This window comes from Streptomyces sp. NPDC058051, assembly GCF_042885475.1.
GTDB lineage: Bacteria > Actinomycetota > Actinomycetes > Streptomycetales > Streptomycetaceae > Streptomyces.
Genome location: NZ_JBHVRW010000030.1, coordinates 31,196 through 46,186 on the forward strand (window position 1 = coordinate 31,196; position 14,991 = coordinate 46,186).

Consider the following 14,991-nt stretch of genomic DNA (forward strand, 5'->3'; position numbering starts at 1 on the left):
TTCGACATGCCTACCCGCCGTGAACTTCGGATTCAGTGAGATCTAGACCTTCAGACAACGGATATCATCGATTCAGGGTTGCCAGACCGACGAGTCCCGGTGCACAGTGGGTCCGTGGCCAGCCGCAGCACAGACTCCAGGACCGGGAACGGATCATCGCCGACGGTCGATGCCGTATCCCTCGCGATCATCGAGCAGCTCCAGGAGGACGGGCGTCGTCCGTACGCCGCGATCGGCAAGGCCGTCGGCCTCTCCGAGGCGGCCGTGCGGCAGCGCGTCCAGAAGCTGCTCGACCAGGGCGTGATGCAGATCGTCGCCGTCACGGACCCGCTCACCGTGGGATTCCGGCGGCAGGCGATGGTCGGCATCAACGTCGACGGCGACCTCGAACCCGTCGCCGAGGCGCTGTCGTCCATGGGCGAGTGCGAGTACGTGGTGATGACCGCGGGCTCCTTCGACCTGATGGTGGAGATCGTCTGCGAGGACGACGACCACCTGCTGGAAACGATCAACAAACGCATCCGGGCCATCCCCGGCGTGCGCTCCACCGAGAGCTTTGTGTATCTGAAGCTCAAGAAGCAGACCTACATGTGGGGAACCCGATAGCCGTGAGCAAGGACCTCAGCCGAACCGCGTACGACCACCTGTGGATGCATTTCACCCGCATGTCGGACTACGAGAACGCGCCCGTTCCCACCATCGTGCGTGGCGAGGGAACCTACATCTACGACGACCGGGGCAAGCGCTATCTCGACGGCCTGTCCGGGCTGTTCGTGGTCAACGCCGGTCACGGCCGTCACGAGCTCGCCGAAGCGGCGTACAAGCAGGGCCAGGACCTGGGCTTCTTCCCGGTCTGGTCCTACGCCCACCCGAAGGCCGTCGAACTGGCCGAGCGCCTCGCCGGCTACGCGCCGGGCGACCTCAACAAGGTCTTCTTCACCACCGGTGGCGGCGAGGCCGTCGAGACCGCCTGGAAGCTGGCCAAGCAGTACTTCAAGCTCCAGGGGAAGCCGACCAAGTACAAGGTCATCTCCCGTGCGGTCGCCTACCACGGCACCCCGCAGGGCGCCCTGTCGATCACCGGCCTGCCGGCCCTGAAGGCCCCCTTCGAGCCGCTGGTCCCCGGCGCGCACAAGGTGCCGAACACCAACATCTACCGCGCCCCGATCCACGGCGACAACCCGGAGGCCTTCGGCCGCTGGGCCGCCGACCAGATCGAGCAGGAGATCCTCTTCGAGGGCCCGGAGACCGTCGCCGCGGTCTTCCTGGAGCCGGTGCAGAACGCCGGTGGCTGCTTCCCGCCGCCGCCCGGATACTTCCAGCGCGTGCGCGAGATCTGCGACAAGTACGACGTGCTGCTCGTCTCCGACGAGGTCATCTGCGCGTTCGGCCGTCTCGGCACGATGTTCGCCTGCGACAAGTTCGGCTACGTGCCGGACATGATCACCTGTGCCAAGGGCATGACCTCGGGCTACTCCCCGATCGGCGCCTGCATCGTCTCGGACCGCGTCGCCGCCCCGTTCTACGAGGGCGACAACACCTTCCTGCACGGCTACACCTTCGGTGGCCACCCGGTCTCCGCCGCGGTCGGCCTCGCCAACCTCGACATCTTCGAGCGCGAGGGCCTCAACCAGCACGTCCTGGACCACGAGAACGCGTTCTTCACGACGCTGCAGAAGCTGCTCGACCTGCCGATCGTCGGCGACGTCCGCGGCAACGGCTTCTTCTACGGCATCGAACTGGTGAAGGACAAGGCCACCAAGGAGACCTTCAACGACGAGGAGACCGAGCGCGTCCTGTACGGCTTCCTCTCCAAGGCGCTGTACGACAACGGCCTGTACTGCCGGGCCGACGACCGCGGCGACCCGGTCGTCCAGCTCGCGCCGCCGCTGATCTCCGACCAGTCGACGTTCGACGAGATCGAGGGCATCCTGCGCTCCGTCCTCACCGAGGCGTGGACCAAGCTCTGACCGGAGGCCCGACCGGCTGACCGGCCACGGTCCCGGCGCCGTTCCCCCGGCCCCAGCGGCCCCTCGGACGGGCTCCCGGCCCCTCCGAGGGCCCGGGAGCCCGTCCGGCCGCTATGGGCCGGACGGCGCTGCGGCGGGACGACCGCCCGACCGCCGATCAGCCGGCTTCCGGCTGTCATCCTCTGCGGCCCCCACGGCCCGGATGCGCCCATTCGAGTGGGATGGAGCGCACCCGGGCCGTGTGCTGTGCCCACTGCACGGTTCGAATCCCTACGGTGCCGAGTGACCGATCGGCCCCCGCTTCGTTCCCCCGTAAGGGGGACGGGACATGCGATCTGAACCGAGGTGTACGCCATGGTGGCCCCGCCGGACAACGACGTGATCTGGGCGCGTTCCCTGCACCACTCCCACGACGGCTCCCCCGCGCTCGACGCTGTCTCCGTGGATGTCCGCGACGGCGAGATCCTTGCCGTGACCGGCCCCAGAGGAAGCGGCAAGACGACCCTGCTGCGCTGCCTCTCCGGTCAACTGGTGCCCCAGCAGGGCGAGGTGTGGTTCAACAGCGTGCCCGTCCACACCATGGGCCCCCGGCTGCGCGAACGACTGCGCCGCGACAAGTTCGGCTGGATCGCCCCCGAGCCGCACCTCGTACCGGAGCTGAACACCTGGGAAAACGTGGCCCTTCCCCTGCTGCTGCGCGGCGCCTCGCACCGGGAGGCGAAGAAGACCGGCCTGGAATGGCTGGAGCGGCTCGACATCGGTGTGTGCGCCAAGAAACGACCGCACACGCTGCCCCGGGGGCAGCGTCAACGGATCGCCGTGGCCCGCGCGCTGGCTGTCTCCCCCGCGGTGATCTTCGCCGACGATCCGACCGCGCCCCTGCACCGCGCCGACCGGACGCACCTCCTGCGCACCCTCACCAGCGCGGCTCGCTCGCACGGCATCACGATCGTCCTCGCCACTCATGACCCGGAGGTCGCGGCCCTCGCCGACCGCACGGTCCCGTTGCTGGACGGCCGCCGTGTCGCCACCGCCGCCCTGCCCGCCGTTTCCGATACGGAGGGCCGCGCGGCGTGCTCGCTCTCCGTCTAGCCCGGGGCTCCCATCCGCTCGTTCTGATGCGGCGGCTGCTCGTCGCGGCCGCCTCCGCCGGCGTCGGCTTCCTGATGCTGTGTGCCCTGGGCTACGCATCGGGACACCCGGCCCACTCCACCGCGGCCGTCCTGCGGTTGCTGTGGTGCTTCGTGCCGTTCGCCGCCACCGTGCAGCTCGCGGTCGCGGTGGCCCGTACGGATCCGAGCACCCGGCCCCGCTCCGGGCTGTCCGCCGTGGGTCTCGGACCGGTCAGGCTCGCCGTACTCGCCGGGGTCTCCACAGCCGTCTCCTGCACCCTCGGGTCCATGGTGGCCCTGCTGTTCTTCCTGCATCTGCGCGGCGACCTGTCCGGGCTGCCGTTCGACGGTGCGGCGGCCGGGCTGCTCGACGCGGACGCCTCGCTGCCGCTCGCGGCCGTACTCGTGCTGCTGTCCCTGGTCCCGGTGTCCGCGGCGACGGCGAGCGCGCTGGCGCTGCGCGCCCGGACCGTCCCGGAAACGGTCCCGGACGACGAGACCGAGCCGGGCGCCGTGCCGGGCGGCCGGCCCCCCGCCGCGGCGCCCCCGACCGGGCTGCCGTGGGGCGTGGCGCTGACCGCGGCCGGCCTCGCCGTGGAGGCGTACATGAGCCGGGGCGACGGGCACAGCCTGCTCCCGCTCCCCGGCAGGCTCGACGCCACCCCGGCCGGAGTGCTGGCGGGGTGGACGCTGACGGCGATCGGCCTGGCCATGGCCGGGCCCGGCCTGGCGTACCACTGCGGGCGACTGCTCCAGGCGATGCGCCCCGGTGCCGTGCGCCTGCTGGCCGGACGCGTGCTGATGGACGAGGCCCGACGGATCGGCGGGCCGCTCGGTGTGGTCTGCGCGGTCCTCTCCGCACTGGTCGCCGCCTACGCGCTGTACGGCACGGGGGCGCGCCCCCTCGGCCCGCTCACCGCACTGGGGGCCGTACTCGTCCTCGGTTGTACGTCGGCGACGCTGCTGACCTCCGCGTTGGAGGCGAAGCAGGACCGCACACCCACCACGCAGGCACTGCTGCGGCTGGGTGCCCCGGCCTCGGCCCTGTGGGCCGCGACAGCCCTGCGCGGGGCCGCGCTGCTGGTCGTCTTCGCCCCGCTGACCTGGCTGATCGCCGAGCTGGCCGCGCTGCCGCTGACGGCCTGAGGACCTGAGGACACCGTTCACCGGTCGCGCCCGCGCGCCTCGGGGGCTGCGTAGCACGACGCGACGCCGACCTGCTGCGGCTCCCGCGGCGGGCCGGCGAACGCGGCCGGTTCAGAGGGACACGAGCCCGTCCACGAGCGCGTGGAAGAAGGACACGGGCCGGTTCACCGGGACGCGAGCCGGGCCACGAGCGCGTCGAAGAAGGCTTCCCAGCCGTCCTCGGCCGCCGCGTACTGCTCGGCCGTGAGATTGCCGCCGCGCTGTGTGAAGGCCATTTCGGTGGTGTGGTGGCCGCGGTCGGTGAAGGTGACGGCGACGGTCTCGCCCTCGATGCCGTCGGGCGCCGTGGCGTCCTTCAGCGTGAACACCAGCCGCTCGGGGGCGACGACCTCGCGGTAGACCCCGTGGAAGGGCATGTCGACGCCCGGCACCACGATGACCAGGCTCCAGGCACCGCCCGGCCTGACGTCCATCGACACCTGGTCGAGCGGAACGTCGGCGTCCCCGCCGTACCAGGCGGCGAAGTGCTCGGGGGTCGTCCACGCCTCGAAGACCCGTTCCCTCGGGGCATCGAGGACGCGGGTGATGTCGATGCCCTCGCGTGCTGACTCGGTCATGGTTCCCGTCCCTCTCGGAGTCGTTCCGGATCGTCCGTCGCGCGGCCGTGCCGGATCGACCGCCTGTCCGCCTCCAGCTTGCACGGACACCGCCGCACCGCCCCGGCGCGCGTGGCCGGCCCGGCAGCCCGTGCGGTCGCGGACGCCGGGAAACGGCGGGCGGGACCGTCGGACGCGGTTCGTCCGGTCCAGTGAATGCAGCCTCGTGCCTCTCCGCACCCGCGGGACGGGTCAGAGGACGGCGGGCAGGACGACGGTCTCCGCCGCGTCGAAGGCGGCCCCGACCGTCGCCCCCTCCTGCGGGGCCTCCCGCAGCGCGCACTCCGCCTCCAGGACCGGTCCGCTCACCGGGGTCAGCCGTACGGCGACGCGGTCGCCCCGGAAGGTACGCGTCCCGACCGTGCAGCGCAGCCCCTCGTCCGGGGCGACGATCCGCACTCCGGCCGGGCGCACCAGCAGATCGCACGCTCCCTGCGGCGAGCCGTCCGGCACCGGCACCCTGCCCCACACCGTGTCGGCGGCCGCGCCGGACACCGTCGCCTCCACCACGTTGTCGAAGCCGAGGAACCGGGCGACGAACGCGGAGGCGGGCCGCTGCCAGACCTCCAGCGGGGTGCCCACCTGGGCGATCCGGCCTTCGCGCATCACCACGACCCGGTCGGCGAGGGCGAAGGCCTCGCCCTGGTCATGGGTGACGGCGAGCACCGTCGTACCCAGCCGGCCGAAGAGCGTGCGCAGTTCGACGACGAGCCGTTCGCGCAGGCTGCGGTCGAGCTGTCCGAGCGGTTCGTCCAGCATCAGCAGCTTCGGGCTCGGCGCGAGGGCCCGCGCGAGAGCGACACGCTGCTGCTCACCGCCGGAGAGCGCGGCGACGGCCCGCCGCTCGGCTCCGGGCAGCCCCACCAGGTCGAGGAGTTCGCCGACCCTGCGCTTTTGATCATGGCGCGGCACCCCGCGCATCCGCAGTCCGAAGGCGACGTTGGCGCCGACGTCCCGGTGCGGGAAGAGCTGGTGGTCCTGGAACATCAGGCCGAGACCGCGCCGGTGCACCGGTACCCCGGCCTGGTCCGCGCCGTCCAGCAGCACCCGTCCGCCGTCCGGTGGGCGCAGGCCGGCGACCACCCGCAGCAGGGTCGACTTGCCGCTGCCGCTCGGCCCGAGCACGCACACGATCTCGTGCTCGGCGACCTCCAGATCCACCCCGTCCAGCGCCGCCCGCGCACCGAAGCGGACCGTGGCCGATTCCAGTGTCAGCATCTCTAGAACTCCCCGGATCGGTCCGTGCGGATACGTTCGAGCAGGAGCAGCGACACCGCGCAGACCACCATCAGAATGGTGCTGAGGGCCATCGCCTGGCCGTAGTTGAGCTCCCCGGCCCGCCCCAGCAGCCGGGCCACCGCGACCGGCAGCGTCGGCCGGTCGGGGCGCGCGATGAACACCGTCGCGCCGAACTCACCGAGCGACACGGCGAACGCGAAACCGGCCGCCACCAGCAAGGCCCGCCGCACCAACGGCAGATCGACCTCCCGCCAGGCACGCAGAGGTGACGCCCCGAGCACCGCGGCCGCCTCCCTCAGCCGGCCGTCCACGGCCCGCAGGACCGGCAGCATGGTCCGTACGACGAAGGGCACCCCGACCAGCGCCTGGGCGAGCGGCACCAGAATCCAGGAAGTCCGCAGATCCAGCGGTGGCTTGTCCAGGGTGATCAGAAAGCCGAAGCCGACGGTGACCGCGGACACCCCGAGCGGAAGCATCAGCAAGGCGTCGAATCCTCGCACGAGCCGTCCCGCGCGACGGGTCAGCGCCGTGGCGGCGAGCCCGCCGACGATCAGCGCGATGACGGTCGCGACCAGCGCGTACTGCAACGAGTTCCCGATCGCTTCGAGCGGTGCGACCAGGAACGTGCCGCCGCCCGCGTCGGCGGATCCCAGGGCGCGGTAGAAGTCGAGGCCGTGGCCGCCGGGCGTGTCCAACGAGCGCTCGACCAGCACCCCGAGCGGCAGCAGGATCAGCACGAGCACGGTCAGGAGCACCGCGCAGAGCAGGGCCCACTGCCCGGCACCGCGCGGCCTGCGCGCGGTCTGTGCCGGGTCGACCAGCTTCAGCGCGGTCTCTCTGCGCCGGACGGTCCACGCGTGCACGGCGAGGACCGCACCCACCGCGGCGAACTGCACCAGCGTCAGCACGGCGGCCGTCGGCAGGGCGAGCAACTGGGCGGTCTGCCGGTAGATCTCCACCTCCAGCGTGGAGAATCCCGGGCCGCCGAGGATCTGTACGACGCCGAAGGAGGTGAAGGTGAAGAGGAAGACCATCAGCGCGGCGGCGGCCACGGCGGGCGCGAGTGCCGGCAGGGTGACGCGCCGCCAGGCGGCGAACCGTCCGGCGCCCAGCACGCGGGCCGCCTCCTCCTGGCGTGGGTCGAGCTGGGACCACAGCCCGCCCACGGTGCGCACGACCACGGCGTAGTTGAAGAAGACATGGGCGAGGAGAATCGCCCACACGGTGGTGTCGAGGCGTACGCCCCAGAGTTGGTCGAGGAACCCGCCGCGTCCCAGCAACGCGAGGAAGGCGGTGCCGACGACGACGGTCGGCAGGACGAAGGGCACGGTGACGACAGCGCGCAGCAGTTGCTTGCCGGGGAAGTCGAGGCGGGCGAAGACATAGGCACCGGGCAGTGCGATCACCAGCGTCAGCGCGGTCGAGGCGAGCGCCTGCCAGGTGGTGAACCAGAGGACGTCACGGATGTCCGGCCGGGTCAGCACCTCGCCGATCCGGCCGAACTGCCAGACGCCGTCCGTCTTCAGGCCGCGGCCGACGATCGCGGCGACGGGGTAGGCGAAGAACAGCGCGAAGAACGCGCCGGGCACGGCCATCAGCCCGAGCCGGACCGCACTCCCGCGCCATGCGTTCGCGCGGTTCGCGTGCCCGGAGCGGCCGAGCGGCATCCGCCCGCGCGCCCCCCCACCGGGCGCGCTCGTCCCCTGCTCGCGCGTCCCGTTCTCGTCCGTCCCGTTCTTGTCCGTCCCGTTCTCGTCCGTCCCGTTCTCGTCCGTCCCCTTCTCGTCCGTCCCGTTCTCGTCCGTCCCGCCCGCGTCCGTTCCGCGTTCGGGAGACGTCCCTACTTCACGACCAGCGAGGACCACGACTGGACCCACTGCTCACGGTTCTTGGCGATCCTGTCGGGGGCGACGGTCGTCGGCCTGTCCACCGTCGCGCCGAACTTCGTGAAGAGTTCCGGCAGCTTCGCGCTCTCGACGACCGGGTTCACGAACATGTTGAGCGGCATGTCCTCCTGGAACTTCTTGCTGATCAGGAAGTCCAGCAGGGCCTTGCCGCCCGCCTCGTTCTTCGCACCGTCCAGCAGGCCCGCGAACTCGATCTGCCGGAAGCAGGTCCCGGTGGCGACCCCGGTCGGGGCCTCGGTCGGCTGCGGCTTCGCGTAGAGCACCTCGACGGGCGGGCTGGAGGCGTACGAGACGACGAGCGGCCGGTCTGCCTTGGCCTTCCTGCCGCCGGCGGAACCGGAGAACTCCTCGTTGTACGCCTGCTCCCAGCCGTCGACGACCTTGACGCCGTTGCTCTTCAGCTTCTTCCAGTAGTCCTGGTAACCCTTCTCGCCATAGGTGGCGACGGTTCCGAGGAGGAAGCCGAGGCCGGGCGAGGAGGTCGCGGCGTTCTCGGTGACGAGGAGGTTCTTGTACGCGGGCTTCGCCAGGTCGTCGAAGGACTGCGGCGGCGCGAGCTTCTTGTCGGCGAAGTACTTCTTGTCGTAGTTGACACAGATGTCGCCGGTGTCGATCGGGGTGACCCGGTGCTCCGCGGCGTCCAGTTGGGTGTCGGCCGCCACCTGGTCGATGCCCTTCGCCTCGTACGGAGTGAAGAGACCGCTGTCGAGGGCGCGGGAGAGCAGGGTGTTGTCGACGCCGAAGAACACGTCGCCGCGCGGGGAGCCCTTGGTCAGGATCTCCTGGTTGAGCGCGACACCGGCGTCGCCGCTCTTCAGCACCTTGACGGTGTAGCCGGTCTCGCGCGTGAACTCCTTGAGCACGTCCTCGGAGGCGTTGAAGGAGTCATGGCTGACGAGCGTCACCGTCTTGGAGCCGGAGCTCTGCGTGCCGGAGCCCTTGGTGCCGCCGGAAGCGGAGTCCGACGAGTCGGAACTTCCGCATCCGGCCAGTGCCGTGACACCGAGCGCCGCGGCGACGGCCGACGCCGCGAGCTGCATGGTTCTGCGTGTGGTGCTCATTGTGGATTCCTCCTGGGTTTTGGCCAGGAAGAGACGCGGCCCTGCCCGCGCGAAAAGCGGGCAGGGCGCAACAGCATGAGTTGATGACCGAACTTCCTACCCGGAATGACCCGGGCGAGGTTCAGAGGGTCTGCGGCCTACCTGTTCACGGTGCCGCACTCTCAGCGCTGTGGCGCTCCCCTGTCGGAATATGAAGTTGATTGCAGGATATGAAGTTGATTGCAGGCCCAGGCTACACGGGCCTCCTCGGCCTCAGCGCTCGGCTGCCGCCAACTGCCCGCAGGCTCCGTCGATCTCCTGGCCCCGCGTGTCCCGCACGGTCACCGGCACCCCGTGTGCCGCGATCGCCTCGACGAACGCCTTCTCGTCCTCGGGCCGCGACGCGGTCCACTTGGAGCCGGGCGTCGGGTTCAGCGGGATCAGGTTGACGTGCACCCGCTTGCCCTTGAGGAGTCGGCCGAGCCGGTCACCACGCCATGCCTGGTCGTTGATGTCCCGGATCAACGCGTACTCGATGGAGATGCGGCGGCCGGACTTCTCCGCGTACTCCCACGCGGCGTCCAGCACCTCACGCACCTTCCAGCGCGTGTTCACGGGGACGAGGGTGTCGCGCAGCTCGTCGTCCGGGGCGTGCAGGGAAACGGCGAGGCGGCACTTGAAGCCCTCGTCGGCGAAGCGGAGCATCGCGGGCACCAGGCCCACGGTGGAGACGGTGATACCGCGCTGCGAGAGCCCCAGTCCGTCCGGCTCCGGGTCCGTCAGCCGACGGATCGCGCCGACCACACGGTTGTAGTTGGCGAGCGGCTCGCCCATGCCCATGAAGACGATGTTGGAAAGCCGTGCGGGGCCTCCGGGAACCTCTCCGTCACGCAGCGCGCGCATGCCGTCCACGATCTGGTGAACGATCTCCGCGGTCGACAGATTGCGGTCGAGACCGGCCTGTCCCGTGGCACAGAACGGGCAGTTCATCCCGCATCCCGCCTGTGACGAGATACACATCGTCACCCGCTCCGGGTAGCGCATCAGGACGGACTCGACGAGCGTCCCGTCATGCAGTTTCCACAGCGTCTTGCGGGTGGTGTCGTCGTCGCAGCTGATGTGGCGGACCACCGACATCAGGTCGGGGAACAGCGCCTCGGCGAGATTGTCCCGCGAGCCGGCCGGGATGTTCGTCCACTCGGCCGGGTCGTGTGCGTAGCGCGAGAAGTAGTGCTGCGAGAGCTGCTGCGCGCGGAACGGCTTCTCGCCGATCGCGGCGACGGCCTCCTTGCGCTCGGCGGGCGTGAGGTCGGCGAGGTGCCGCGGGGGCTTCTTGGCTCCGCGGGGCGCGACGAAAGTGAGTTCTCCGGGCTTAGGCATGGTTCATCCAGTGTCGCAGACCCGCCGAGGTCCGCCGGGCGTCGCCCGGCTCAGCGACCGCCAGGGCCGGGCCGTCGCGGTCGTTGTCGGTCGTCCTGGGTTGTCGTCGGCGGCCCCGACGGCCCACAGACGGCCCGGCGCACGAGCACGGCTGGCACGGTCGGCCCGGACTGCGCGACCACCCACCTACTGCCGCGTCAGGCAAATTCACCTTGTTCGGAGGGGCCGACATACGAGCGCATCTGCGCGACGCGGCCGTCGGCCGTGGTCCAGTCGGCCGCGAAACTGCCGGCATGACGCCAGCGGGCACGCTCGTAGAGCTTGATGGCCGCGGTCGCACCGGCCTCGACTTCCAGAACGGGCCTCAGTCCGTGGACCACCGCTTCTTCGACCGCCTTGTCCAGCAGCTTGGCCGCTACCCCTCGTCGGCGAGCACGGGCGCTGACGAAGAGCCGCGCGACAGATATCAGACGCTGGGCGGGCAGCCCGACAGCGGTCGCAAGCGCCGCCCCCGGACGGGCCAGGACCATATGGCCCAGGACCTCCGAACCGTCTACAGCCACCCAAGCGGCGAGCATGCTTCGGGGAGTCAGCCATCCTTCGGGATCGGCAGGCCAATCCACCGGGTAGCGATCTGCCGCGTGAACGGTGGCGAGAGCCTCGGTGCAGCCCGGCATGTGATCATCGGCGCGAGGATGAATCTTCAGTTCATTCATTCCGAGATCCTGGCACGGAGCCGGCCGCGCCGAACTCCCGCTTCCTGATGGTTCATCCAGTGTCACAGACAGACAGTGTCGCAGACAGAACGATGAGGGCCCGTCGTCCTGTGGACAACGGACCCTCATTCGCAAAAGCCCAGGTCAGGACGGTATGCCGTCCCAGGGGTCAGCCGGCGCCCACGAACAGCTCCAGCAGCAGCCAGACCACCGGGGCGGTCGGCAGCAGCGAGTCCAGCCGGTCCATGATGCCGCCGTGCCCCGGCAGCAGCGTGCCCATGTCCTTGATCCCGAGGTCTCGTTTGATCATCGACTCGCCCAGATCACCGAGCGTGGCACTGGCCGCGACCGCGAGCCCCAGCAGCAGGCCCTGCCACCAGGAACCGCCGTCGATCAGGAACTGCATGCACAGCGCACCGGCGACCATCGCGAAGGCGACGGCACCGAACAGGCCCTCGCGGGTCTTTCCAGGACTGATGCGCGGTGCCAGCTTGTGCTTGCCGAAGCGCCAGCCGACGGCGTACGCGCCCGTGTCACTGACCACGGTCAGCAGCAGGAAGGTGAGCACTCGCTGCGGCCCGTCGTCCGCTGTCAGGAGCATCGCGACGAACGTAGCCAGGAAGGGCACGTAGAACGCGGCGAACACGCCCGCCGTGACGTCCTTGAGGTAGCCCTCCGGAGGCTCGGTCATGCGCCAGACGAGCACCGCGAGGGCGGTCAGCGCCATCGCCACCCAGGCACCCTCGGCGCCTCGGGCGTAGCCCGCCACCACCATCGCCGCGCCGCCGACCGCCAGCGGGATGAGCGGCGCCTTGATGCCCTTGCGCTCCTCCAGCCGGGAGGTGAGCTCCCACAGCCCCACGACAACGGCGACGGCGATCACGCCGACGAAGACGGCCTTCACGATGAAGAGCGAGGCGACGATGACGGCGCCGAGCCCCACACCGACCCCTATTGCGGATCGCAGGTCACGGCCCGCACGTTTCTTCTGCGGGGGCGGCGGCGCGGTGGACATGGGCTCCTGCGGCATCTCGTCACGGAACAGGGGGCCGCCGCTCAGGCGTGCGGCCCCCCGGCCCCGGTCATCACGGTCGTCAGCGTCTCTACCTGCGTCGGGAACGTCCGGCACGATGGGCATGGGCCGAGTCTGCTGGGCGTCATGCACATCGTATGCAGGACCCGCCGGAGCCGCCTGTATCTCGGGCGCACCCCAGCGGCCGGCTCCCTGCGGGGCGCCCCAGGAAGAGTCGTTCATCAGACTTCGAGCAGCTCGGCTTCCTTGTGCTTGAGCAGCTCGTCGACCTGTGCGACGTACTTCGCGGTGGTGTCGTCGAGCTCCTTCTCGGCGCGACGCACCTCGTCCTCGCCGGACTCCTTGTCCTTGACGAGCTTGTCCAGCGTCTCCTTGGCCTTGCGGCGCACGGCCCGGATGGAGATCTTGGAGTCCTCGGCCTTCGCCTTCGCGACCTTGATGTAGTCGCGGCGACGCTCCTCGGTCAGCTCCGGGAAGGTCACCCGGATGATATTGCCGTCGTTGCTCGGGTTGACGCCGAGGTCCGAGTCACGGATGGCCTGCTCGATGTTGCGCAGCGCGGTCTTGTCGAACGGCGTCACGACGGCCATGCGCGGCTCGGGCACCGAGAACGAGGCGAGCTGGTTGATCGGGGTCAACGCACCGTAGTAGTCGGCGACGATCTTGTTGAACATCGCCGGGTGCGCACGGCCGGTACGGATCGCGGCGAAGTCCTCTTTCGCGACGACGACGGCCTTCTCCATCTTCTCCTCGGCCTCGAGGAGGGTTTCTTCGATCACCACGTGCTCCTGCGTGTCTTGAGCGGGCCCGGCGTGCTCGGGCCCGGCGGGTCCTGCGTCGCGTCCTCACCTGCACGGTGTCCGACCGGCAGGCCGTTGTCCATCCGTTCGGGACCTGTCAGGGGTGTTCCCCGCAGGCCCAGAACCCTCCCGTGACGTCCTGGGAGGATCCCCCGGTTTTTCTCAGACCCGGGTGCCCTGGTCACTCACGAGCGTGCCGATCTTCTCACCCTTGACCGCGCGGGCGATATTGCCCGTGGCCGTCAGTTCGAAGACGAGGATCGGCAACTGGTTGTCACGGCAGAGTGTGATGGCGGTGGCGTCGGCGACCTTGAGATCGCGGGCGAGCACCTCGCTGTACTCAAGGGCGTCGAACTTCACCGCGTCGGGGTTGGTCTTCGGGTCGGAGTCGTAGACCCCGTCCACCCCGTTCTTGCCCATCAGCAGACCCTGGGCGTCGATCTCCAGGGCGCGCTGGGCAGCGGTGGTGTCGGTGGAGAAGTACGGCATTCCCATACCGGCGCCGAAGATGACGACGCGGCCCTTCTCCAGGTGACGTACGGCACGCAGCGGAATGTACGGTTCCGCAACCTGCCCCATGGTGATGGCGGTCTGGACGCGGGAGTCGATGCCCTCCTTCTCCAGGAAGTCCTGGAGTGCCAGGCAGTTCATGACCGTGCCGAGCATGCCCATGTAGTCGGAGCGCGCCCGGTCCATGCCGCGCTGCTGGAGCTCGGCACCGCGGAAGAAGTTGCCGCCGCCGATGACGATCGCGATTTCCGCACCGCCGCGGACGACTGCCGCGATTTCCCGGGCGATGGCGTGTACGACGTCGGGGTCGACGCCGAGGCCCCCGCCGCCGGCGAACGCCTCTCCGGACAGCTTCAGCATGAAGCGTCCGGGTACCTTGCCGTCGTCGCGCTTGTGGTCACCTTTTGCGGCGTCCGCGCCCTTGTTCATGGAGATTCTCCTCGTGCACATACGAAGAAGGCCACTGCCGGTGGGTCTGGTGTCCCTCAGCGGCAATGGCCTCCTCGTCAGTTCTGCGGTCGTACGGCATGTGTGCGGCCGACGACTGCACCAGACCCTATCCGGGTCCACCGTTTTTCGCGGACGGACTCAGATGCCGACCTTGATGCGCGAGAAGCGCTTCAGGGTGACACCGGCCTCGTCCAGGATCTTCTGGACGGACTTCTTGTTGTCCTTGGCGAAGGCCTGCTCCAGGACGACGATGTCCTTGAAGAAGCCGTTGACGCGACCCTCGACGATCTTCGGAAGGGCGGCCTCGGGCTTGCCCTCCTCGCGAGAGGTGGCCTCGGCGACACGACGCTCGTTCTCGACCGTCTCGGCCGGGACCTCGTCACGGTTGAGGTACTTCGGGGCGAAGGCGGCGATGTGCTGCGCGACGTCCTTGGCGACCTCTGCGGCTGCCTCGTCCGAGGCGGTCCCCTTGTCGAGCTCGACCAGGACGCCGACCTGCGGCGGGAGGTCGGGCATCGTGCGGTGCATGTACGCAGCCACGTAACCGCCGGTGAACTGCGCGAAGCGGTCCAGAACGATCTTCTCGCCGAGGTTGGCGTTGGCCTCGTCGACGTACGCCTGGACGGTCTTGCCGGCCTCGATCTCGGAGGCGAGCAGCGCGGCCAGGTCGGCCGGGGAGGTCGCGGCGACGTGTGCGGCGAGCGTGTTGGCCACGGTCTGGAACTTCTCGCCCTTGGCGACGAAGTCCGTCTCGCACTTCAGCTCGACCAGAACGCCGGAGGTCTTGTCCTCGGAGATGAGGGAGACGACGGCACCGTTCTCGGCAGAACGGCCCTCGCGCTTGGCGACGCCCTTCTGACCCTTGATACGGAGCTCCTCGACGGCCTTGTCGACGTTGCCGTCGGCCTCGTCGAGCGCCTTCTTGCAGTCCATCATGCCGGCGCCGGTCAGCTCGCGGAGCTTCTTGACGTCAGCGGCGGTGTAGTTCGCCATGAGTCTGTGTTTCTCTCTCGAAGTCTGAAAGATCTACGG

Annotated in this window: 14 protein-coding genes and 1 riboswitch; of the genes, 4 read left to right on the plus strand and 10 right to left on the minus strand. The window is 69.7% G+C overall.

The genetic code is table 11. The features are described 5' to 3' along the window. Positions 1-99: 99 nt before the first annotated feature. The 4 genes from ACFVUT_RS32405 to ACFVUT_RS32420 all read left to right on the plus strand — a co-directional run bounded on the left by ACFVUT_RS32405 (position 100) and on the right by ACFVUT_RS32420 (position 4,228). The gene (locus ACFVUT_RS32405; protein WP_389657628.1) at positions 100-606 is read left to right on the plus strand and encodes an Lrp/AsnC family transcriptional regulator; all 507 of its coding nucleotides are present in this window, start codon (positions 100-102) and stop codon (positions 604-606) included. Beyond that, on the plus strand, positions 591-1,970 hold the full coding sequence (locus tag ACFVUT_RS32410; protein ID WP_389657625.1) for an aspartate aminotransferase family protein: 1,380 nt from the start codon (positions 591-593) through the stop codon (positions 1,968-1,970). Before ACFVUT_RS32405 ends, ACFVUT_RS32410 begins: the two co-directional genes overlap by 16 nt. Before the next feature lie 354 nt (positions 1,971-2,324). Continuing rightward, on the plus strand, positions 2,325-3,062 hold the full coding sequence (locus tag ACFVUT_RS32415) for an ABC transporter ATP-binding protein (RefSeq protein ID WP_389657622.1): 738 nt from the start codon (positions 2,325-2,327) through the stop codon (positions 3,060-3,062). Beyond that, positions 3,044-4,228, plus strand: coding sequence for a hypothetical protein (locus tag ACFVUT_RS32420; protein WP_389657619.1), 1,185 nt, complete (start codon positions 3,044-3,046; stop codon positions 4,226-4,228). Before ACFVUT_RS32415 ends, ACFVUT_RS32420 begins: the two co-directional genes overlap by 19 nt. A 164-nt stretch (positions 4,229-4,392) precedes the next feature. On the opposite strand, the gene ACFVUT_RS32425 is transcribed toward ACFVUT_RS32420, so the two are convergent. The 10 genes from ACFVUT_RS32425 to tsf form a co-directional block, all read right to left on the minus strand. Then, positions 4,393-4,845 carry an SRPBCC domain-containing protein gene (locus tag ACFVUT_RS32425; RefSeq protein WP_389657617.1) on the minus strand — a complete coding sequence of 151 codons (453 nt, stop codon included), beginning with the start codon at positions 4,843-4,845 and terminating at the stop codon, positions 4,393-4,395. Between the two features lie 231 nt (positions 4,846-5,076). Then, positions 5,077-6,102: an ABC transporter ATP-binding protein gene (locus ACFVUT_RS32430; protein WP_389657614.1), complete on the minus strand. Its 1,026-nt coding sequence runs from the start codon at positions 6,100-6,102 to the stop codon at positions 5,077-5,079. A gap of 2 nt (positions 6,103-6,104) precedes the next feature. Next, positions 6,105-7,718, minus strand: coding sequence for an ABC transporter permease (locus ACFVUT_RS32435; protein WP_389657708.1), 1,614 nt, complete (start codon positions 7,716-7,718; stop codon positions 6,105-6,107). A gap of 245 nt (positions 7,719-7,963) precedes the next feature. Further along, a complete protein-coding gene (locus tag ACFVUT_RS32440) occupies positions 7,964-9,091 on the minus strand; it encodes a thiamine ABC transporter substrate binding subunit (RefSeq protein WP_389657611.1) in 1,128 nt (375 codons plus the stop codon). A gap of 75 nt (positions 9,092-9,166) precedes the next feature. Next, positions 9,167-9,283, minus strand: a riboswitch (TPP riboswitch). Between the two features lie 60 nt (positions 9,284-9,343). Further along, entirely contained in the window at positions 9,344-10,450 is a 1,107-nt protein-coding gene (gene rlmN / locus ACFVUT_RS32445) for a 23S rRNA (adenine(2503)-C(2))-methyltransferase RlmN (RefSeq protein WP_389657608.1), read from the minus strand. A gap of 197 nt (positions 10,451-10,647) precedes the next feature. Continuing rightward, positions 10,648-11,166, minus strand: a complete 519-nt coding sequence (locus tag ACFVUT_RS32450) for a GNAT family N-acetyltransferase (RefSeq protein WP_389657605.1) — start codon at positions 11,164-11,166, stop codon at positions 10,648-10,650. A gap of 169 nt (positions 11,167-11,335) precedes the next feature. Then, entirely contained in the window at positions 11,336-12,421 is a 1,086-nt protein-coding gene (locus ACFVUT_RS32455) for a phosphatidate cytidylyltransferase (RefSeq protein WP_389657602.1), read from the minus strand. Beyond that, positions 12,421-12,978 carry a ribosome recycling factor gene (frr, locus tag ACFVUT_RS32460; RefSeq protein ID WP_389657599.1) on the minus strand — a complete coding sequence of 186 codons (558 nt, stop codon included), beginning with the start codon at positions 12,976-12,978 and terminating at the stop codon, positions 12,421-12,423. Before frr ends, ACFVUT_RS32455 begins: the two co-directional genes overlap by 1 nt. Before the next feature lie 183 nt (positions 12,979-13,161). Beyond that, complete coding sequence (gene pyrH / locus ACFVUT_RS32465; protein ID WP_389657596.1) at positions 13,162-13,938, minus strand: UMP kinase; 777 nt, start codon at positions 13,936-13,938, stop codon at positions 13,162-13,164. Between the two features lie 159 nt (positions 13,939-14,097). Next, positions 14,098-14,952 carry a translation elongation factor Ts gene (gene tsf, locus ACFVUT_RS32470; protein ID WP_389657593.1) on the minus strand — a complete coding sequence of 285 codons (855 nt, stop codon included), beginning with the start codon at positions 14,950-14,952 and terminating at the stop codon, positions 14,098-14,100. Between the last annotated feature and the right edge of the window lie 39 nt (positions 14,953-14,991).